Origin of the sequence: Nocardia otitidiscaviarum NBRC 14405 (assembly GCF_000308635.1) — a bacterium.
Lineage (GTDB): Bacteria > Actinomycetota > Actinomycetes > Mycobacteriales > Mycobacteriaceae > Nocardia > Nocardia otitidiscaviarum.
The window spans coordinates 1-18,971 of the sequence record NZ_BAGD01000274.1 but is presented as its reverse complement, the minus strand read 5'-3'; the positions used below and the strand labels follow the sequence as shown (position 1 = coordinate 18,971).

General features: G+C 69.9%; 21 protein-coding genes and 1 pseudogene. 14 read left to right on the top strand and 8 right to left on the bottom strand.

Translation table 11 applies throughout. The features are described from left to right. Positions 1-64 precede the first annotated feature (64 nt). The 3 genes from ON31_RS30915 to ON31_RS30905 all read left to right on the top strand — a co-directional run bounded on the left by ON31_RS30915 (position 65) and on the right by ON31_RS30905 (position 2,230). Complete coding sequence (locus ON31_RS30915; protein ID WP_039818694.1) at positions 65-400, top strand: YciI family protein; 336 nt, start codon at positions 65-67, stop codon at positions 398-400. Then, positions 397-1,614, top strand: a complete 1,218-nt coding sequence (locus ON31_RS30910; protein ID WP_039818693.1) for an RNA polymerase sigma factor — start codon at positions 397-399, stop codon at positions 1,612-1,614. The genes ON31_RS30915 and ON31_RS30910 overlap by 4 nt, the downstream gene beginning before the upstream one ends. Before the next feature lie 112 nt (positions 1,615-1,726). After that, positions 1,727-2,230 carry an SRPBCC family protein gene (locus ON31_RS30905; RefSeq protein WP_051038036.1) on the top strand — a complete coding sequence of 168 codons (504 nt, stop codon included), beginning with the start codon at positions 1,727-1,729 and terminating at the stop codon, positions 2,228-2,230. Between the two features lie 89 nt (positions 2,231-2,319). Here the strand turns inward: ON31_RS30905 and ON31_RS30900 are convergent, their stop codons facing one another. Continuing rightward, positions 2,320-2,682: an ArsR/SmtB family transcription factor gene (locus ON31_RS30900; RefSeq protein WP_029932191.1), complete on the bottom strand. Its 363-nt coding sequence runs from the start codon at positions 2,680-2,682 to the stop codon at positions 2,320-2,322. A gap of 95 nt (positions 2,683-2,777) precedes the next feature. Here ON31_RS30900 and ON31_RS30895 point away from each other — a divergent pair, with 95 nt between their 5' ends. Beyond that, the gene (locus tag ON31_RS30895; RefSeq protein ID WP_039818692.1) at positions 2,778-4,742 is read left to right on the top strand and encodes a heavy metal translocating P-type ATPase; all 1,965 of its coding nucleotides are present in this window, start codon (positions 2,778-2,780) and stop codon (positions 4,740-4,742) included. Between the two features lie 106 nt (positions 4,743-4,848). Beyond that, positions 4,849-6,069 (top strand): cytochrome P450, encoded by a 1,221-nt coding sequence (locus tag ON31_RS30890; RefSeq protein WP_039818691.1) that lies wholly within the window; start codon positions 4,849-4,851, stop codon positions 6,067-6,069. Between the two features lie 34 nt (positions 6,070-6,103). On the opposite strand, the gene ON31_RS30885 is transcribed toward ON31_RS30890, so the two are convergent. Together ON31_RS30885 and ON31_RS30880 are read right to left on the bottom strand one after the other, a co-directional pair. Further along, a complete protein-coding gene (locus tag ON31_RS30885; protein ID WP_039818689.1) occupies positions 6,104-6,913 on the bottom strand; it encodes an SAM-dependent methyltransferase in 810 nt (269 codons plus the stop codon). After that, positions 6,910-8,256: a diguanylate cyclase domain-containing protein gene (locus tag ON31_RS30880; RefSeq protein WP_147287226.1), complete on the bottom strand. Its 1,347-nt coding sequence runs from the start codon at positions 8,254-8,256 to the stop codon at positions 6,910-6,912. Before ON31_RS30880 ends, ON31_RS30885 begins: the two co-directional genes overlap by 4 nt. Before the next feature lie 243 nt (positions 8,257-8,499). On the opposite strand from ON31_RS30880, the gene ON31_RS30875 reads away from it, so the two are divergent. After that, positions 8,500-9,315 carry an NAD(P)H-binding protein gene (locus ON31_RS30875; RefSeq protein WP_039818688.1) on the top strand — a complete coding sequence of 272 codons (816 nt, stop codon included), beginning with the start codon at positions 8,500-8,502 and terminating at the stop codon, positions 9,313-9,315. A gap of 117 nt (positions 9,316-9,432) precedes the next feature. On the opposite strand, the gene ligA is transcribed toward ON31_RS30875, so the two are convergent. After that, complete coding sequence (gene ligA, locus ON31_RS30870) at positions 9,433-11,424, bottom strand: NAD-dependent DNA ligase LigA (protein ID WP_039818687.1); 1,992 nt, start codon at positions 11,422-11,424, stop codon at positions 9,433-9,435. Positions 11,425-11,550: 126 nt separating this feature from the next. Between ligA and ON31_RS37115 the strand changes: the two genes are divergently transcribed. Next, the gene (locus ON31_RS37115; protein ID WP_157533820.1) at positions 11,551-11,688 is read left to right on the top strand and encodes a hypothetical protein; all 138 of its coding nucleotides are present in this window, start codon (positions 11,551-11,553) and stop codon (positions 11,686-11,688) included. On the opposite strand, the gene ON31_RS30865 is transcribed toward ON31_RS37115, so the two are convergent. Then, on the bottom strand, positions 11,676-12,521 hold the full coding sequence (locus tag ON31_RS30865; protein ID WP_039818716.1) for a 3-hydroxybutyryl-CoA dehydrogenase: 846 nt from the start codon (positions 12,519-12,521) through the stop codon (positions 11,676-11,678). The genes ON31_RS37115 and ON31_RS30865 overlap by 13 nt on opposite strands. Before the next feature lie 65 nt (positions 12,522-12,586). Continuing rightward, positions 12,587-13,387, bottom strand: a complete 801-nt coding sequence (locus ON31_RS30860; RefSeq protein WP_370450505.1) for an ADP-ribosylglycohydrolase family protein — start codon at positions 13,385-13,387, stop codon at positions 12,587-12,589. A 175-nt stretch (positions 13,388-13,562) separates the two neighbouring features. On the opposite strand from ON31_RS30860, the gene ON31_RS30855 reads away from it, so the two are divergent. Further along, entirely contained in the window at positions 13,563-14,465 is a 903-nt protein-coding gene (locus tag ON31_RS30855) for an alpha/beta hydrolase (RefSeq protein WP_051038032.1), read from the top strand. 137 nt (positions 14,466-14,602) lie between these two features. Here ON31_RS30855 and ON31_RS30850 read toward each other — a convergent pair whose 3' ends face one another. Next, positions 14,603-14,818, bottom strand: coding sequence for a DUF6480 family protein (locus tag ON31_RS30850; protein WP_039818685.1), 216 nt, complete (start codon positions 14,816-14,818; stop codon positions 14,603-14,605). Between the two features lie 348 nt (positions 14,819-15,166). On the opposite strand from ON31_RS30850, the gene ON31_RS30845 reads away from it, so the two are divergent. Then, positions 15,167-15,457 carry an NADH-quinone oxidoreductase subunit A gene (locus tag ON31_RS30845; RefSeq protein ID WP_255222334.1) on the top strand — a complete coding sequence of 97 codons (291 nt, stop codon included), beginning with the start codon at positions 15,167-15,169 and terminating at the stop codon, positions 15,455-15,457. A gap of 8 nt (positions 15,458-15,465) precedes the next feature. Here the strand turns inward: ON31_RS30845 and ON31_RS37385 are convergent, their stop codons facing one another. Next, positions 15,466-15,981 carry a hypothetical protein gene (locus ON31_RS37385; RefSeq protein WP_169335056.1) on the bottom strand — a complete coding sequence of 172 codons (516 nt, stop codon included), beginning with the start codon at positions 15,979-15,981 and terminating at the stop codon, positions 15,466-15,468. Between the two features lie 60 nt (positions 15,982-16,041). Between ON31_RS37385 and ON31_RS37380 the strand changes: the two genes are divergently transcribed. The 5 genes and pseudogenes from ON31_RS37380 to ON31_RS30820 form a co-directional block, all read left to right on the top strand. Then, positions 16,042-16,785: a hypothetical protein gene (locus ON31_RS37380; RefSeq protein ID WP_169335055.1), complete on the top strand. Its 744-nt coding sequence runs from the start codon at positions 16,042-16,044 to the stop codon at positions 16,783-16,785. Then, positions 16,778-17,701 carry a complex I subunit 1 family protein gene (locus ON31_RS30835; RefSeq protein ID WP_039818681.1) on the top strand — a complete coding sequence of 308 codons (924 nt, stop codon included), beginning with the start codon at positions 16,778-16,780 and terminating at the stop codon, positions 17,699-17,701. Before ON31_RS37380 ends, ON31_RS30835 begins: the two co-directional genes overlap by 8 nt. 18 nt (positions 17,702-17,719) lie before the next feature. Continuing rightward, entirely contained in the window at positions 17,720-18,283 is a 564-nt protein-coding gene (locus ON31_RS30830; protein ID WP_039818680.1) for an NADH-quinone oxidoreductase subunit J family protein, read from the top strand. Then, complete coding sequence (gene nuoK, locus ON31_RS30825) at positions 18,280-18,582, top strand: NADH-quinone oxidoreductase subunit NuoK (RefSeq protein WP_039818678.1); 303 nt, start codon at positions 18,280-18,282, stop codon at positions 18,580-18,582. Before ON31_RS30830 ends, nuoK begins: the two co-directional genes overlap by 4 nt. A gap of 4 nt (positions 18,583-18,586) precedes the next feature. Continuing rightward, positions 18,587-18,971: pseudogene (locus tag ON31_RS30820) on the top strand (NADH-quinone oxidoreductase subunit L); the annotation flags it as partial.

Below are 18,971 nucleotides of genomic sequence, written 5' to 3'. Positions count from 1 at the left end.
GGAACGCGACGGGTCGGATGGCGGGGCGGTGGATCGCCATGGGTCCATCCGGCATATTGGGGGCATGAAGTACGTGTTGCTGATCTGCGACGACGAGACGATAGTGCCGAGTATGGCGGAGATCGCGGCGGATCCGGCGTTCGCGGAGTACTCGGCGGAGGTGGAACGGCGCGGCGGTACGTTGGGCGGGGCGCGGTTGCGGCCGGTGGCCGATGCGACGACGGTGCGCGTGCGGGACGGGGAGACGTTGGTGTCCGATGGGCCGTTCGCGGAGACCAAGGACTTCATCGGCGGTATCGACATCATCGAGTGCGCGGACCTGGACGAGGCGATCGAGATCGCGGCGCGGCACCCGTACGCGAGCCGGGGGTGCGTCGAAGTCCGGCCAGTGTGGGAATGACCGCGCCGCAGGAGATTCGGGACGCCGTGTCGGCGGCGTATCGGGACGAGTGGGGGCAGGTGGTCGCGACCCTGATCGGGGCGACGGGGGATTGGGAGCTGGCCGAGGACTGCGCGCAGGACGCTTTCGCGGCGGCGCTGGTGGCGTGGGAGCGGGACGGCGTTCCGCAACGACCGGGTGCCTGGCTCACCACGACGGCGCGCAACCGTGCGACCGACCGGCTGCGCCGCGATACGGCCGCGAGCAGGAAGCTGCGACAGCTCGCCGTGCTGATCCGGGACCCGGTCGAGCCGTCCACGACCGCCATTCCGGACGAACGGCTGCGGCTGATCTTCACGTGTTGCCATCCGGCGCTGCCTTTTCCGGCTCGGGTCGCGCTCACCCTGCGGACGCTGGCGGGACTGAGCACGGCCGAGATCGCGCGGGCGTTGCTGACCGCCGAGACCACCATGGCGCAGCGTCTGGTGCGCGCCAAGCGCAAGATCGTCGAGGCCGGTATCCCGTATCGGGTGCCACCCGCGGAGCTGCTGCCGCACCGGCTGCCCGCGGTGCTGGCGGTGCTCTATCTGATCTTCAACCAGGGCTACGGCGAGGAGGACGGACGGCGTGGGCTGACGGCCGAGGGTATCCATCTCGCCCGGATGCTGGCTCGACTGCTGCCCTCCGAGCCCGAGACGCGCGGCCTGCTGGCGCTGTTGCTGCTGCACGAGGCGCGCCGGGAACAGCGCACCGCCGACGGCATGCTGGTCACGTTGGAGGGTCAGGATCGGTCCCGGTGGGACCGCGCGCTGATCGCGGAAGGCGTGGCGATTCTGGACGAGGCGCTGACCCAGCGGCGACCCGGGCCGTATCAGGTGCAGGCCGCGATCGCCGCCTGCCATGCCACCGCGCCCGATGCCGCGGCCACGGACTGGGCGCAGATCGCGCTGCTCTACGGCGAGCTGGCGCGACTGGCTCCCTCACCCGTTGTCGATCTCAACCGCGCGGTGGCGGTGGCCATGTCCGATAGCATCCCGGCCGGTCTCGCGCTGGTCGACGAACTCGCCGCATCGGGACGCCTGGACGGCTACTACCTGCTGCCCGCGACCCGGGCCGATCTGCTGCGCCGCGACGGCCGGGCCGATGCGGCGGCCGCTGCCTACGAGGAAGCCCTGCGGCTGGCCCCGACCGATGCCGAGCGCCGCTACCTCACCGACCGATTGCGCGGCCTCTGACCAGCGTCGCGGCCATCGGGGAAGATTCTCGAGAATAAAGTTCGCGGCAATGTCGATCCCGCGTATCGGCCTTCGTCGGTGGGGCGAAACCACCCGATGGAGAGGAACGACAATGTCGAACACCCAGCAAACGTCGAACACCCAGCACCTGACCGCCACCATGTCCGTCGACCGGACCCCCGCCGAGGTCTACGCGGCCGTCACCGACGTGCGCGGCTGGTGGAACGAGAACATCATCGGCGACACCGTCGCGCGGCACGACGAATTCATCTTCACCGACGACAGCGCGTACGCGGGCGAGACCGTTCGGGACAAGACCGGCATCCGCTACTGCCGATTCCGCATCACCGAGGCCGTGCCCGGCGAACGCGTGGTCTGGCACGTCGTGGACTCGGTGCTCACCTTCATCGACGACCAGGACGAATGGACCGGCACCGACGTCGTCTTCGACCTCACCGCCACCCCGGAGGGCACCACGCTCCACTTCACCCACGTGGGGCTCGACGCCGCGTCGGAGTGCTACGAGGCGTGCTACAACGGCTGGAATTTCTACATCACCAAGAGCCTGCCCCAGTTGATCACCACCGGGACCGGCGATCCCATCACGAAGTACTGAATCCGACCGACATCACGGAACGCCGCGCCCGCCTCGCGCCCGTCGGGGTATCGGAGGGGGCGCGGTGCGACGGCCGGGCGCGACCGCGGCTACCCCGCGGTCTCCGGCCGGTCCGACAGGCCGAGGCGGAGGTGTTCGCTGTGGTAGACGGCCTCGTCGAGGAGTTGGGCGACGTGGTTGTCGTAGAGGCTGTAGATGATGCTGCGGCCGGAGCGGGTGCCGGTGACGAGGCCGAGGTTGCGCAGCAGGCGGAGTTGGTGGGAGACCGCGGACTGTTCCATGCCGACCGCGTCGGCGAGTTCGGTCACCGGCAGCGGGCCCTGACGTAGCTCGGTCAGGATGAGCAGGCGGCTCGGTGTGGCCAGCGCCTGGAGGGTGTTGGCGACGTGCGCGGCGGCGTCGGCGTCCAAACGCGTCACGGGTCGGTCGCGTCCCTCGACTCCGTGTCCCATACCGAGGTAGCTTACCGTGCACACAACGCATGAAGACGTCTTCATATGTTCTGCTATGGTGTCCGGGTTCCCTGACTTCGCCTCGGAGGTGACGCATGGCCGTGTCGACCGTGACGCCGAACCGCCCCGCACCCGTACCGGCCGCCGCGCCGCCGCGCCGGACGAGACTGTTCGCGCTGCCCGAAATGCGATGGGCGGCACTGGCATCGGTGCTGTTCCTGCTCGGATTGACCGCACAGCTGGCGGATGCTCCGGACGCGCTCCGGTGGGCGCTGTACCTGGCCTGCTACGCCGCGGGCGGATGGGAACCGGGGCTGGCCGGGCTGCGTGCGTTGCGCGAGAAGACCCTCGATGTGGATCTGCTCATGGTGGTGGCGGCGATCGGTGCGGCCGCGATCGGCCAGATCACCGACGGCGCACTGCTGATCGTCATCTTCGCCACGTCCGGTGCGCTGGAAGCCCTGGCCACCGCCCGCACCGAGGATTCGATTCGCGGGCTGCTCGACCTGGCCCCGGAAACCGCGACCCGGGTCGCCGCGGACGGCCGCGAGCACACGGTGGCGGCGGCCGATCTGGAGATCGGGGACGTGCTGATCGTGCGCCCCGGTGAACGAATTCCCGCCGATGCCAGCGTGATCGGCGGTGGCAGCGACGTCGACCAGGCCACCATCACCGGCGAACCGCTGCCGGTGCCCAAGACGACCGGTGACGAGGTGTTCGCCGGAACGATCAACGGCACCGGCATGCTGCGCTTGCGCGTGGACCGCCGCGCCGCCGATTCGGTCGTCGCGCGCATCGCCGCGCTCGTCGAGGAGGCCAGCCGGACCAAGGCCGCGACGCAGCTGTTCATCGAGAAGATCGAACAGCGCTACTCGGTGGGCATGGTCGCCGTCACGCTCGCGGTCTTCGCGATACCGCTGCTGCTCGGCGATTCGCTCGAGCGCGCCCTGCTGCGGGCCATGACATTCATGATCGTCGCGTCGCCCTGCGCGGTGGTACTGGCGACCATGCCGCCGCTGCTGGCCGCGATAGCCAATGCCGGACGGCACGGCGTGCTCGTCAAATCCGCGGTGGTCATGGAGCAGTTGGGCACCATCACCCGGGTCGCGTTCGACAAGACCGGAACCCTGACCCGCGGCACCCCCGAACTCGTCGACATCCGCGCGCTGGACCCGCGTGTCGACGACGACGAACTCCTGCGGCTGGCCGCGGCCGCCGAACACCCCAGTGAGCATCCGCTCGCCACGGCGATCGTGCGCGCGGCCGACGCCCGCGGGCTCCGATGGGATGCGGTGGGGGAGTTCACCGCCCGGCCCGGACACGGTGTCTCGGCGCTGGTGGGCGACCGCCTCGTAGGCGTGGGCGCACCGGCGGCGCTGCTGGTCGGACACGGCGGCGAGGTCGACAGGGTCGCGACCGCCGCGGTCCATGACTTCCAGCGCCGCGGCCATACGGCCGTGGTGGTGACCTGTGCGGGTGCACCCATTGGCGTACTTGCCATTTCCGATCAGCCGCGGGCCGAGGCCGGTGCGGCCGTGGCCGCCACCCGCGTGGTGACCGGTACCGCGCCGGTGCTGCTGACCGGTGACAACCGCATCGCGGCGGAGCGGCTCGCCGAACGGCTCGACCTCGGTGACGTCCAAGCGGAACTGCTGCCCGATGGCAAAGTCGAGGCGGTGCGGCGGCTGCAAGCCGACGGGGCGCAGGTCGCCGTCGTCGGCGACGGCATCAACGACGCCCCCGCGCTCGCGGCCGCGCACGTCGGGATCGCGATGGGCGGAGCCGGGGCGGACCTGACGCTGCGGGCCGCCGACGCCATTGTCGTCCGCGACGACCTCACCACCGTCCCCGCCGTGATCAACCTGTCCCGGCGCGCGCACCGCATCGTGGTCGCCAATCTCGCCATCGCCGCCACCTTCATCGGTGTGCTGGTGGTCTGGGACCTCGTCGGCAACCTGCCGCTGCCGTTGGGTGTGGCCGGGCATGAGGGCTCCACCATCATCGTCGGGCTCAACGGACTTCGGCTGCTGCGCGAATCCGCGTGGCGGCGCGGCACATAGGTCGCCGCGCGGCCTACGGTGTCGCCCGTCTCAGGTGGGTCGTCCGGCGCGCCACTTTGGTTCAGGCGTGGTTCACTTCTGATGCTCATGTGTCACAGGAGGTTTCGTGCCGTCTCTGCCCCCCGGTTTCGATTTCACCGATCCGGACCTGCTCGCCCAGCGGCTGCCCGTCGAGGAGTTCGCCGAATTGCGCCGCACCGCACCGGTGTACTGGAATCCACAGCCCGACGCCAGTAGCGGATTCGACACCGGCGGCTACTGGGTCGTCACCAGACTCGAAGACATCAAGGAGATTTCGCGGAATCCCGAGGTGTTCTCCGCTGAGGAAAACACCGCGGTCATCCGGCAGCCCAGCGATGCGACCCGCGCGGAGATCGAGATCCAGCGCGCGATGCTGCTGAATATGGACCCGCCCAAGCACACTCGGTATCGACGCATCATCGCCAGGGGATTCACGCCGCGCGCGGTGGAGTCGCTGCGGGGTGCGCTGCGGGCGCGCGCCGAGCGAATCGTGTGGGAGGCCAGGACATCCGGGGGCGGCGACTTCGTCGAGCAGGTCGCCAGTGAGCTGCCGGTGCAGGCCATCGCTGAGCTGCTGGGGGTGCCGCAGGACGATCGCGCGCAGCTGTTCGAGTGGACCAATCAGATGATGGGCTACGACGATCCGGACTACGAGGGTGATCACCGGATGGCCACCGCCGGGGTCATGGGGTATGCGTGGAACCTCGCCGAGCGCAAGCGCGGCTGCCCGGCCGACGATATCGCCACCGCACTGCTGCGGGCCGACGTCGACGGCGCGGGCCTGACCTCGGAGGAGTTCGCGTGGTTCGTGGTGCTGCTCATCGTCGGCGGCAACGAGACCACCCGCAATGCCATCACCCACGGCATGAAGGCGTTCGTCGACCATCCGGAGCAGTGGGAGATCTACCGGTCGCGGCGTCCGCGCACCGCGCCCGACGAGATCGTGCGCTGGGCGACCCCGGTGGTGGCGATCCAGCGCACCGCCCTGCGCGACACCGAGATCGGCGGCCAGCCCATCGCGAAGGGGGACCGGATCGGATTGTTCTACGCCTCGGCCAATTTCGACGAGTCCGCGTTCGACGACCCGTTCCGGTTCGACATCCTGCGCGAGCGCAATCCGCACGTCGCCTTCGGTGGCTCCGGCAACCACCACTGTGCCGGGGCGAATCTGGCCCGCCTGGAGATCGATCTGATGTTCGACACCATCGCCGACGTGATGCCCGACCTGCGGGAGATCTCCCCGCCCGTGCGGCTGCGTTCGGGCTGGCTGAACGCCATCAAGAGCTGGAAGGTCGCCTACGAGTGACCGATTCGGTGCGCGGGCATCGACGTCGGCGTGGTCACCGGGTCATGCCGACGCCCGCGTAGTCGTGGAAGCGGTTGGTGGCCGGTTCGGCGGGCTCCTCGGCGTCGGGTCGCCAGCGCTCCAGGGTCACCAGACCGGGTTCGAGGAGTTCGAATCCGTCGAACAGCGTGCGCACCCGATCGTAGGGGCGCAGCTGGAGTGGGGTGGGCGTCGCGCGGGTCATATCGATGACGCCCTGCACCGCCTCGGGCGGCCCGTCGCTGCTGAAATGCGACAGGGCCAGATAGCTGCCCTTCGGCAGGGCGTCGCGGATGCGGGCGATCAAACCGGCGGGGTCGGCGGAGTCGGGGATGAAATGCAGGATGGCCACCAGCAGTACGGCCACGGGCTGGTCGAAGTCGATCAGCCCACGGATATCCGGGTCGGCGAGAATATCGTCGATATTGCGGAAATCGCCGTGCACCGCAACGGTATTCGGCACGTCGGTGAGCAGCGACCGGCTCATCGACACCGCGACCGGGTCGATGTCCACATAGGCGACCCGTGCGGCCGGATCGAGCGCCTGGACGACCTCGTGCACATTGCCGGAGGTGGGGATGCCGGAACCGATGTCGAGGAACTGCCGCACCCCGGCACGGCTCAGTTCCAGGGTCGCGCGGCGCAGGAAGGCGCGGTTGGCGCGCATGATCGAGGGCAGCTCCGGCCACAGCACCGAGCCACGGCGCACGAATTCGCGGTCGACCTCGAAATTGTGCATGCCGCCGACGCAGTAGTCGTAGATGCGCGCCGCGCACGGGACGGTGGGGTCGACGGTGGGCGGGGCCCAGTCGGGAAGGGTGGTCATGGGGATACGCGTCTTTCGGTCGTGGTGATCGGATCGGTGTCGAGGGTCCAGGTGCCGCGCCGACGGGATTTGGCGCGGTACAGGCCGCGGTCGGCGGCGGCGATCAAGGTGTCGAGGTCACCGGAGTCGGCACGGCGCACCGTGACTCCCACACTGCCGGAGACTGCGATCGCCTCGTCGTCGAGCGGGACCGGTTCGGCCAGCGCGGTGATGAGCGCGTGCGCGGTGGCGATCACATCCGGGGTGGTCGTCGGCGGGGTGATCAATACGACGAACTCGTCACCGCCGAGCCGGACCAGCAACCGGCCGGGGCAGCCCGCCCGCTCGCGCAGCCGCTCGGCCACCGCGATCAGCAGCCGGTCGCCGACGCCGTGCCCGTTGCGGTCGTTGACCTGTTTGAAGCCATCCAGATCCAGCAGGCACAGGCCGACCAGTTCGGTCGCGGTGCGTTCCCGGACGGCGGCGAACTCCTCGGCCAGCAGCAGCCGGTTGGGCAGCCCCGTGAGCGGATCGTGCCGCGCCTGGTGATGCAGCGCCGACTGCACGCGTCGCCGCTCGGTGACATCCTCGCCGATCGCGAGCAGATAGTCCTGGCCGTCGCCGACGCCGGTCACGAAGGTCACCGCCAGTGCGCCCCACAGCCATTCGCCGTCGGCGGTACGGAATCGCTTCTCGAAGCGGACGGTTCCGGCGCCGGAGGTGACCAGGTCCCGGTAGATCATCTCCTGGACGTCGGGCAGATCGTCGGGATGCAGATAGTCCAGCACGGCGGTGCCGAGCAGCCGCTCGACCGGCAGCCGCAGCATGGCGCAGAGGGCGGCGTTGGCGTCGATGATCCGCCCGAAGACATCGCCGACGGCAATGGCGGCCGGTGCGTTGTCGAAGATGACCCGGAAGCGTTTCTCGCTGGCCTGCAAGGCTTCCGCCGTCGCATGCCGCGCCTCGGCGATTCCGCGCATGATCGCCTCCTGCTCGGCGAGGGTGCGCTCACGCAACGCGTCGGCGTATCCGGTGCCCAGGCCGCCGATGAGTTCGGCGAGGCGGGTGCGATAGGTGTACTCCGGTAGTCGGTGCAGCAGGGTGGGTAGTCGGTTCAGTACGGCGGCGGAGCGGGTCACGACGACGGGCGCGCTGTATCCCAGCTCCACCAGACCGATCCCGATCTCGGACCCGGTATCGGGATCGAAGCTCTCGCCGTCGAGCGCCGACGCGAGCCGCCGGATCCACCGCCCGAACAGATCCTCCACCTCATCGGCGGTCCGTGGTACGAAACTGGTGTCCGACAGCGCTTTCCGCCAGTGACGGGCCAGGTCTCGCACATCGGCACCGTCGATCGGTCCCACCCCGTCCTCTCCCTGTCCCCGGCCGAGGTCGGCCCGGCCGATCACCTCGTTCTACCATGCCTCGCCGCGAACCGCCCGAAAAGAACTGGACGCCATGAATAATGCTGTGCCGCAGCGGAAGATGATCTTGCGGCACGCGCCGGACAGTGCACGGACATTCCCGCGCCGTGCGCGACAGCATGGGCGTCGCTCGAATTCCGTTGGCAGGATGGATGTGTTCAGATTCCCGAGCAAGGGGTGCAGATGACCATCCTGGTGACCGGAGCCACCGCCAATATCGGCCGGAGGGTCGTCGACCAACTGCTGGGTCTGGGGGCTCGCGACATTCGAGCACTCACCACCGACCCGGACAAGGCGGCACTACCCGCAGGGGTGGAGGTGGCCGAGGGCTATCTACGCCGCCCGGAGACACTGCCCGCGGCCTTCTCGGGAGTGGAGCGCATGTATCTCGCGCCGACACCCGAGAATGTCACCGACGTACTCGCGCTGGCGCGCGCGGCCGGGGTGCGGTATGTGGTAGACCTGTCCGGCGAACCGGAGAGCTGGTGGGGCAGCGTCTGCGTCGCCGTGGAGGACAGTGGTCTGGCCTGGACACACCTGTGGCCCGCCGACTTCATGGAGAACACCCTGATGTGGTCCCACCAGATTCGCGAGACCGGCACGGTGCGCGAACCGCGCCCCGAGGGCGCGAGCGCGCCCATCGCCATGGACGATATCGCCGCCGTCGCCGCCACCGCACTGCTGTCCGACGCTCATCGCGGGCGCGCCCTGTCGCTGGCGGGCCCGCAGATTCTCACCCGCGTCGATCTCGTCCGCCACCTCGCCGACGCGCTCGGCCGCGACATCACCTTCCAGCGATCCTCCCGCGAAGAGTCCATTGCCGCGCTAACGCCCACCATGGGCGACGGTGCGGCCTGGTATGTCGACAATGTCCTGTACGGCTACGACCCCGATCCCGCGGATCTGCCCATCACCAGCGTCCCGGACATCACCGGTCGCCCCGCGACAACCTTCGTCGAGTGGGCGACCGGCAACATCTCCCGTTTCACCGCCGAGTGACCCCGAGTAGCTCCACCCGGTCACACCCACGCACCGTGCTGAGGAGGCTGTTCCGCCGCGAAAGTGACTGCGCGACCAGATGATCGGTGGCGTGTCGTCCGGCCCAGGGGGTGAGGTTCAGACGATATCGGCCTCGATCAGCATGGTCCAGATCCGGCCCTGGTCGACGACCTCGACACCGAGCTTCTCCGCCTTGGTCAGCTTGGCGTCGCCGACGCCCGCACCGGTGATGAGCAGGTCGGTATTCGCCGAGACCGAGGATGCCGCTGTGGCACCGGCCTTTTCGCACAGGCGCTGGAAGGTGGGGCGGGCGACCTTCTCGCCGGAGCGGGGATCGCTGATCGCGCCGGTGATGACCACCGTCTTGCCCGCCAGGGGCGCGCCCGCCGCGACGACCGGCGGCAGGTCCTCCGCGCGGACGTCGAGGGAGACGCCCGCCGCGCGTAGCCGCTCGAGTTCCGGGCGCAGGCGGGTGAGGTGGGTGATGAGGGAGGCAGCGACCTTCGCGCCGATGTCCTCCACCGCCACCAGGCGCTCCTCGCCCGCGTCGGCGACCTCCTCCAGGGAGGCGAAACCGGAGCGGGCCAGGCGGGCGGCGGTGCCGTCGGAGGCCATCGGGATCGCCAATCCGATCAGGGCGCGGCGCAGGCCGACCTGGCGGCTGGCGTCGATCGAATCGATCATGCGCTGGGCCGAGACCTCGCCGATGCGGTCGAAATCGAGCAGGCTCTCCTTGGTCAGCGTGTAGAAATCCGAGGGGCTCGTCAGCATGCCCGCCTCGGCCAGGCGCTCGATCCACACCGGACCGATGGCGTCGATATCGGCGGCCGCGCGCGAGGCCCAGTGGATGAGCCGGCGCACCGTCTGCGCGGAACAGGACACGTTGGTGCAGAACAGCTCTCGGCTGTTGCCCTGTTCGGTCACCGGCTGTGCGCAGGAGGGGCAGGCGGTCGGCGGCAGGATCTCGCGTTCGGCACCCGTGCGCTTCGAGGCGTCGAGCACGCCCGCCACGAACGGAATCACATCGCCCGCGCGGCGCACCAGCACCGTGTCACCGATCTTGATGTCCCGGGCGCGGATCACCTCCTGATTGGCCAGGGTCGCCTTGGTGACGGTGGTGCCGCCCACGAACACCGGCTCCAACCAGGCCACCGGCACGATCTTGCCGGTTTTGCCCACATCCCAGACCACGTCGGCGAGCAGCGTCGTCTTCTCCTCGGCGGCGAACTTGAACGCCAGCGCGCCGCGCGGGGAGCTCGACCGGGTACCGGCCGCCGCGTAGGCATCACGATCGGCCAGGCGCAGCACCGCCCCGTCCAGGTCGTAATCCAGCGCGTTGCGGCCCTGCTCGACGGCGGTGATGGCGGCCTGGGCCTGCTCGGCGTCGGTGCAGTGGCGCATCTGCGCGCCCGCGATACCCAGCGCCGTCAGACCCTCCTCCAGATCGAGCGCGGCGCCACCCTCGGAAGTGTCGAGATCGAATCCGAAGAATCGCAGCCGGCGTTCGGCCACGGTGGCCGGATCCTTGGCGCGCAGCGTGCCCGCGGCGGCATTGCGCGGGTTGATCAGCGGTTTGTCCGGATGCGCGGTGTTGTAGGCAGCGAACGTCGACCGCAGCATCACCGCCTCGCCGCGCACCTCCACCCGTCCCGGCGCGTCGATCCGCTCGGGCACCCCGTCGACCAGGGCGCGGACCAGCACGGTCACATCATCGCCGGTGGTGCCGTCGCCTCGGGTCACCGCCCGCGTCAGCCGCCCGTCCTCGTACACCAGCGACAGCGACAGGCCGTCGAGTTTCGGCATCACCACCACCGGCTGGCCGGGGAAGCGGTTGAAGAACGCCTCGACCTGTTCGGGTGTGGTCGCCTTCTCCAGCGACAGCATGGGACGCGCGTGCCGGATCGGGGCGTGCAGCACATTCGGAGCGCCCACCTGCTCCAGCGGATTCGGATCGGGCGTCAGCTCCGGATGCGCGTCGACCAGCGCCCGCAGCTCGTCCTCGATCGCGTCGTACTCGGCGTCCGCGACCAGCGGCGAACCCTGATAGTAGGCGTCCCGCAGCACCATGATCCGGTCCGCGAGCTCTTGTATGCGTTCCCCAGTCTCCACAGCTGCTGACGGTACCGATACCGACCGACATGCAGGTGCGAGACGTTCTCGAGTGACCCGATTCGGGTAGCCGCGGCCGCCGCACCACGACACACGGGCGACTTCACCGCCACCGGGCTGGAAGAGATGATCGACGGTGCGCAGCGTGTTTCAGCTGACCCCGGCACCGAGGCGCGGTCGGAGAAGCCGCCGGGCCGCCGCAACGTCGCGATCGGGGTGGGCGGCGTCACCGCCCACGCCGATCGCGCGGATCAGTACGTGTAGAAGCCGCGGCCGGTCTTGCGGCCGAGGTAGCCCGCGTCGACCATGCGGCGCAGCAGGACCGGGGGCGCGTACTGCGGTTCGCCGAATTCGGCGTAGAGGGATTCGGCGACGGCGAGGGTGACGTCGAGGCCGACGGTGTCGGTGAGGCGCAGCGGGCCCATGGGGTGGGCGCAGCCGCTGACCATGCCCTCGTCGATGTCCTCGGCGCTGGCGAAACCGGTTTCGTACATGCGGATCGCGCTGCACAGGTAGGGGATCAGCAGGGCGTTGACGATGAAACCGGCCTGATCCTTGGATTCGATGGTGCGCTTGCCCAGGATGTCGCGGGCGTAGGCGGTCACCTTGTCGGCGACCTCGCGGTCGGTCTTGAGGGTCACCACGATCTCGACCAGCGGCAGCACCGGGACCGGGTTGAAGAAGTGCACGCCCACCACGCGGCCCGGGTTGGCGGTGGCGTTGGCCAGCCGGATCACCGGGATCGAGGAGGTGTTGGTGGCCAGGATGGTCTCGGGGGAGACGATGCCGTCGAGCTTGGTGAAGAAGTCCGTCTTCAGCGACTCGATCTCCGGGGCCGCCTCGATAACCAGCTCGCGGTCGGCGAAATCGTCGATGGCCGTGGTCAGGGTGATGCGCGCGCGAGCCTCGTCGGCGGCGGCCTGCTCGAGCCGACCCGACTTCACCGCCCGCGCCAGGGACTTCTCGATGCGGGCCACAGCGGCGTCGGCCGCCTCGGTGTCGCGCTCCAGAACCAGGACCGATCCGCCGGCGCGAGCCGCCACCTCCGCGATACCGGCACCCATGGTTCCGCCGCCGATCACTCCGATGCGTTGCACTGTCGCTGTCTCCTTGTACTCGGGATTCTCGCCGACCCATCTTGCTCGATCGGGCGCACCCACATTCATCTGGGCGCGGGTTGTGAGTGCTCCGCGCCGGTCGCCCAGGTCGGCAGCGGCTCGCGCGCCGACAGCCAGGACGGTGGCACCCCGCGGACGCCGTCCCCGGTTCCGACTCCGGTGTGGGCCGCCACGATGCCGCCGACGATGGCGGCCGTGGTGTCCACATCGCCCCCGGCCTCGACGCACGCGGTGACGGCGGCCGGATAGTCGTCGAGGAAGGTGGCCGCCGCCCACAGCGTGAACGGCACCGTGTCCTGCGCGCTGACCTGAGCGCCGTTGCCGAGCTCGTAGGCCGCTTCGGCGACCGATCGGCCGAGTAGACGTCGGGCGCGGCGAAGGCCGTCCGAGGTGCGGCCGTCGATCAGGTACGGCTCCACCGCTTCCAGCAGTTCGCTTGGTGGACAGTGTTTTCCGCGGGTGGCCGCCGCGTGGCTCGCCGCGACGGCGACGAGCATGGCGGCCAGGATCGCTTCCGGGTGCCGGTGGGTCACCTCGGCCGACCGTGCGCCCTGGGTCGCCGCACGGTCCGGATCCCCGGCGAAACGCGCGCCCAGCGGAGCGACCCGCATCGCCGCTCCGTTCCCCCAGGAGCCGCGTCCGTCGAACAGCGCGCCGGCGGCGTCGGACCAGGGGCGGCCGTCGCGAATCTGGTGCAGCACGACGACGGTGCCGCCGCTGTAGCCGCGGTAGGGCTCGCAGCGGTCGGCGAAGGCCGCCGCCAACGCGTCGTGGTCGATATGGTCTCGGGAGTGGAGCTGCACGTAGATCGAGCAGGCCATTTCGGTGTCGTCGGTGCCAATCACGCAATTCCATCGCAATACCCGCGGCCATCGCAGTACCCGCGCTGAGGGCGGCCGTCGGTGGAGGTGCGCGTTCGAAGGGCACCAGGAAGTGCCTTCTACCGCTGTCACGGGTGCGGGCCTAGTGTCGAATCCGACGAGAAGACAGAGGTTTTCGACACGGATCGGGAGAGCCGACATGACAGTCACGACAGTTCCGTTCACGTTCACCCGCGATGGCGATCGGCTGGTGGGCACGTTGTATCTGCCGGAGGGGGAGCCGACGGCGGTGGTGGTCACGACCGGGCCGTTGACGTCGGTGAAGGAGCAGGCGGCGGGGGTGTACGCGGCGGCGCTGGCGCGGCGGGGGTTCGCGGCGCTGGCCTTCGATCACCGCACCTTCGGGGAGAGCGAGGGGGTGCCGCGGCAGTTGGAGGATCCGCTGGGCAAGGCCGCCGATATCGCAGCTGCGGTATCGGCCGTGCAGCAGGATGCGCGGTTCTCGGGGAAACCCGTTGTCGCACTCGGCGTCTGCGCCGGAGGCGGCTATATGGCGCGGGCGGTTGCGGACGATCCGCGGATTCGCGCCTTCGCCGGGGTGGCGGGGGTGTACCCGGATACCGCGGCCGCGCCGCCGGATGCGGCCGTGGTCGAGCGTGGACGGCTGGCCCGGGAGCGGCGGCTGGCCACCGGGGAGGTCGAGAGTATTCCGGCGGTCGCGGCCGACAACGGTGACGTCGCGATGCCGCTGCGCGAGGCATTCGAGTACTACGGCACCGACCGCGGAGCCGTACCCAACTACACGAATGCCTTCGCCGTCGAATCCTTCGAACACTCAGCCGTTTTCGACGCACAGGAAGCCGCCGCCCGACTGGCGGTGCCGTTCCTGCTCGTCCACTCCGAACACGCGCTGGTCCCGCCGTGGGCGCGCGCCTTCTACGCGGCGGTGACATCACCGAAGTCCGAACTGTGGCTGGACTCGGTCGGCCAGATCGACTTCTACGACGATCCCCGGCTGATCGACGCGGCTGCGGACGCGGCGGGCGCGCTCTTCCGCGACGCGGTAGCCCCGGCCGACGACCAGGTGCGCAGCAACGTCTGACCGGGTCATCCCGAGGTCGGGCCACAGGCCGACGGCGGGCGCGGTCGGCCCACCGCACGACGGTGGCCGGTCCGTCGTGGAGGGCCGTACCGACCCGGTGGGCACCGCGCCGCCCGAGATCGGGTTGGCGGCCGTACTCAGTTGACGGCGATGACGACGGCGACCACGATGAAGACCGCCACGATCAGAAGGATCGCGGTGATCGCGAGGACTCCGGTGGGTGGGAAGTGGTGGCGGGTGCGGGGCTCCGGGGCGGAGAGGCCGGAGGTTTGCGGGGTGTCGGGCGGGGTGGAGCCGGGGGCGACTCCGCCGCCGGGTTCGAGGTCGGGGGTGCGCTCGGGGGCGGGATCCATGGACACGACTGCTGACAACTCCTCGTGGTCGACTGCGGTCCCCGGATGCGGGGCTGTCGGGATACGCATAGCTGTGCGTCGTGTGCCTCGGGTACCCGGCATCGGGGGAGCTAATCCGGATCGGTCGCGGGGGCGGGCGGTGCGCAGGGCGCTGGCGTGATGTTGCGGCGTGGCGGTCGCCGTTTGGCCGGGTGCCAGCGGGGTACCGTCACCGGAGATGCCCTCTGGCCGGGGCGCTGGTGGTACGCGGTCGCGGGATCACGCGGCGGCTCGTACACGGACGGGAGGTGATCGCCGGTGGTGCCGCATCTGCTCGTACTGGTGGGGATCGTGCTGGTGTCCACGGCGGTGCTGTACGCGGCAGCCCGCGCCGTACGGCCCGCGCCGCAGGCGGAGCAGATGCCGTTCCTGTCGGGGGCGGCCCCGCGCGAGCACGCGGTGTCGCGGTATCACGTGCGGTGGTATGCGGTCACCATGCTGTTCCTGGCCTTCGATATGGAAATGGCCTACATGTACCCGTGGGCCGTGGTGGCCGCCGACCTCGGCTCGAGCGCGGTGATCGAGATGTTCGGATTCCTGGCTGTGCTCATGGTCGCGGTGCTCTACGCCTGGCGTGAGGGGGCACTGCGGTGGACCTGACCCGATGGCTACGCGGGCGGATGGCGATCGCGCCGCTGTTGGCGGTCGCTCCCGGAGGGGCGGGTGTGCGGGTCGCCGTCGAACGCGTGGTGCGGGAGAACGGGTGGCGGTGGGCCGACGGTCCGGCCGCCGCCAACCTGCTGATCGTGGCCGGGCGTGGGGACGCGGAGTTCGAGGACGCCGTCGGGCGCGTCCACAAGGCCATGCCCCTGCCCGGAATTCGCGTCGATATCCACGAACCACACTGGGCCGCAGCCGAACTCGCTGCCGCGAGGGATGGGCTCGGATCCGGAGCGGGTGGTGGCGAACTCCCGTCGCACCCGGCTCACCCGCGGATCCGTCAGGCACCTGCTCGGGCCGTGCTTCCTGCGGAAGACGGCGATCTCCCTCGATCCGCTGGCCACGCCGGATGTGCTCGGATGGAGCACGGTGGAACCGGTGCGCATGGCGAACCCGATGCGGATGACGAACGTCGCGAGCGCAGTGCACGTGACGAGAACGCTGGGCACGGGCACGGTGGGCACGCGGAGCACGGTGGGCACGGGCACGGGCACGAGGGGATGGAGATGCCGGGGGGCTTGGCTATGGCCGAGCGGGCGGCGGATCGGGATGGGCTGACGCTGGACGAGGTGACCGTTGCGCTGGGGCCGGTATTGCCGTGGTGGCCCGCCGGGTTGGTGGTCACCGCTCGGGTGCAGGGTGGGATCGTTTCCAGCGCAGGGGTTTCCACGCTGGCTGCGCCGGAGGGAGCTGAGTCGTTCTGGCTGGAGCCGTGGGTGGGGCGGGTCGAGGCGGGGGACGGCGGATGGATGAGGCGTCGGTATGCGGTGGCGCGGCGGGTGGATTCGGTGGCGACGCTCTTGACCGTCGCGGGGTGGGAGGATGCCGCGGTGGCGGGGCGTCTGCTGCGGGACCGAGTTCTGGCCGATGGTCCTGCGGATACAGGAGAAATGCTGGGGCACAGGTGGATTCGCCGGGTCCGGCGGTCCCGGCCGCTGCGGTGGTCACTGCGCGGGGTGGGGGCGATCGCGGACGGCCCCGGAGTGCCGCCGGGTCTGGCCGGTGACACCGCGGATCGCCTCGACGCCTGGCTCACGGAGATCGGCCAGCTGCTGTCCAATCGCGCGAGCGTCGAGTGGAATGCGGCGATCGCCCGGCGCACAGCGGATTTCCCCGCGACGGAAACCACCCGCACGACCTGGACCCTGGCGGCGCTGCCGGAGCTTCTCGCCGGTGTCACGCTCGCGGAGGCGCGGTTGATCGTGGCCGGTCTCGATCCCGATCCGGACGTACTGTGTCACGCACCGCGGGAGGTCGTCCATGGTTGAGCTCGCACCGTGGTGGCTGACCGTGCTGCTGCCCGCCGGAGTGCTGGCCATGGCCTGGGGCACCGCCACGGTCGACGCCGTACTCCGCGCCCGTGCGGCGGGTGCGCCCGTCGCGGCGGCGGTGGCCGCACCCTGGCGGGCGGTGGTGTTGGGGCTCGTTCAGCAGCGTCGTCGGATCGTGGGTGCGGATGTACTCCTGTGGCGTGCCGCCGGACTCGTCCTGCTGGTGGCGGGGGTGCTGGCCGCCGCGCTGGTGCCGGTCGGCGGGGCCGTCGTGTTGGACGGCGGGGTGAGTCTGGTCTGGTTCAATGCGCTCGAGGTGGTGGCCTGGGTGGCGGTGTGGTCGGCGGGGTGGGGGTCGAACTCGGTGTTCGCGCTGGTGGGCGGATATCGGTTCGTGGCGCAGGGGGTGGCCTACGAGCTGCCGCACATGTTCGCGCTGACCTGCGCCGCTGTCGGGGCGGGCTCGTTGCGGATTGCCGATATCGTCGCGGCACAACAGGACCGATGGTTCGTATTGATCATGCCGGTGGCGTTCGTGGTCTATCTGCTGTCGGTGCCCGCCATGGCGTTTACCCGGCCGTTCGACGCCCCGGCGGGCACCGATCTCGCCGGGGGCGTGTTCGCCGAGGTGTCGGGGCCGGATGGGCTGCTGTTGCGGGTGGCACGTCGGGTGCTGTTCGTGGCCGCGGCGGCCATGGCGGTGCCGCTGTTCCTCGGCGGCGGTGCGGGGCCGTGGCTGCCGGGCTGGCTGTGGACGCTGGTGAAAACCATCGCCGTGCTGGCGGTGCTGGTCCGGCTGGGTCGACGCTGGCCCACGATTCGCATGTCGCGCTATATGGAGGTGGCGTGGCTGGTGTTGTTGCCGCTCACCCTGGTGCAGGCCCTAATGGTCTCGCTGCTGGTGCTGCGCTGAGCGACGGGAGGTCGGAAGATGCTGTCCCACATCCTGTTCTGGGTGTGCGCGGTGGGAGCCGTGGCCGCCGGGGTGGCGGTGTTCCGGGTGGATTCGATGGCGCGGGCCACCTTCGCGCTGCTGCTGTCGTTCCTGTTCGCGGCGGGCACCGTATTCCTGGTCGAACTGGCCTACCTCGGAGTCCTGGTGGTGCTCATGATGATCATGGAAATGGTGATCATGGTGCTGTTCATGGTCATGTACATGATGAATCCGGCCGGACTCATGCCGATGAGCATGGTGCACAACAAAATCGGTGCGCTCGTCATCTCCGCCACGGTGTTCGTCGCATTGAGCGCCGTGGCACTGCTCGTCGACTGGCCGCGCCGGGAGCACGCACCGCCCGCCGACCCCACCCGTGCGCTGGGCGAGGCGCTGATGGGCTCGAAGATGCTGGTGATGATCATCGTCGGGCTGGTGCTCTTCACCACCATGGTGGCCACGGTGGTACTGGCCACCCACCGGGGGCGCTACGACCGCTACGGGGATCGGCTCGACCGCCGGATACCCGACGATCCGGTCGAGGGCGGGGTGCGGTCGTGAACCTGCCCGAATTCCTGGTGCTGGCCGCCGCGCTGTTCAGCGTCGGGCTCTACGGCGTGCTGTCCCAGCAGTCCATCGTGATGATCATGATGGGGCTCGAACTCATGATCAACGCGGTGCTGGTCGCCGCCGCCGCGTTCTGGTACTTCGCCTGGCCGACCGCCGACGCGCAGGTTCTGGTGGTGGTCGCGGTGACGGCCATGGCGGTGGAGATGGCGGCCGGATTCGCCGTGGCCACCGTCGTTTTCCGGGCGCGCGATATCGACACGGTGGACGATGCGACGGATCTGAAGGGGTGAGGCCGTGCTGTGGCCGCTGATCGCGCTGCCCGCCCTGACCGGGGTCGCGCTGCTACTGTGCGGTCGCCGCGCCGACCGCCTCGCGCCCGTCGCTGCACTCGTGGTCGCCGCCTCGACCACGGTGCTGGCCGCGCTGAATGCCGTCGGGCGCGGTGAGGTGTCGGTGCCGCTGCTCTCCGGCATCCCGCTGTCGCTCGGCGTGGACGGTCTGTCCGCCGTCATGATCGTGACGGTGGCCGCCATCGTCACCGCCGTTCTCGTCTTCGCCGCCGGTGATCTCGGGCGCGGCGAGCCGCTGGCGCGCTTCCACGGACTCATGCTGGTGTTCGCCGCCGCCATGCTGGTCACGGTGACCGCGCGGAACCTGGTGACGCTGTTGCTGGCGTGGG

What these genes read in the sequence shown, in the direction of transcription:
- ON31_RS30915 (WP_039818694.1), top strand. Translation starts at nt 65, where the DNA reads ATGAAGTACGTGTTGCTGATCTGCGACGACGAGACGATAGTGCCGAGT.
- ON31_RS30910 (WP_039818693.1), top strand. Translation starts at nt 397, where the DNA reads ATGACCGCGCCGCAGGAGATTCGGGACGCCGTGTCGGCGGCGTATCGG.
- ON31_RS30905 (WP_051038036.1), top strand. Translation starts at nt 1,727, where the DNA reads ATGTCGAACACCCAGCAAACGTCGAACACCCAGCACCTGACCGCCACC.
- ON31_RS30900 (WP_029932191.1), bottom strand. Translation starts at nt 2,682, where the DNA reads ATGGGACACGGAGTCGAGGGACGCGACCGACCCGTGACGCGTTTGGAC.
- ON31_RS30895 (WP_039818692.1), top strand. Translation starts at nt 2,778, where the DNA reads ATGGCCGTGTCGACCGTGACGCCGAACCGCCCCGCACCCGTACCGGCC.
- ON31_RS30885 (WP_039818689.1), bottom strand. Translation starts at nt 6,913, where the DNA reads ATGACCACCCTTCCCGACTGGGCCCCGCCCACCGTCGACCCCACCGTC.
- ON31_RS30875 (WP_039818688.1), top strand. Translation starts at nt 8,500, where the DNA reads ATGACCATCCTGGTGACCGGAGCCACCGCCAATATCGGCCGGAGGGTC.
- ON31_RS37115 (WP_157533820.1), top strand. Translation starts at nt 11,551, where the DNA reads ATGATCGACGGTGCGCAGCGTGTTTCAGCTGACCCCGGCACCGAGGCG.
- ON31_RS30855 (WP_051038032.1), top strand. Translation starts at nt 13,563, where the DNA reads ATGACAGTCACGACAGTTCCGTTCACGTTCACCCGCGATGGCGATCGG.
- ON31_RS30850 (WP_039818685.1), bottom strand. Translation starts at nt 14,818, where the DNA reads ATGGATCCCGCCCCCGAGCGCACCCCCGACCTCGAACCCGGCGGCGGA.
- ON31_RS37380 (WP_169335055.1), top strand. Translation starts at nt 16,042, where the DNA reads ATGGCCGAGCGGGCGGCGGATCGGGATGGGCTGACGCTGGACGAGGTG.
- ON31_RS30835 (WP_039818681.1), top strand. Translation starts at nt 16,778, where the DNA reads ATGGTTGAGCTCGCACCGTGGTGGCTGACCGTGCTGCTGCCCGCCGGA.
- ON31_RS30830 (WP_039818680.1), top strand. Translation starts at nt 17,720, where the DNA reads ATGCTGTCCCACATCCTGTTCTGGGTGTGCGCGGTGGGAGCCGTGGCC.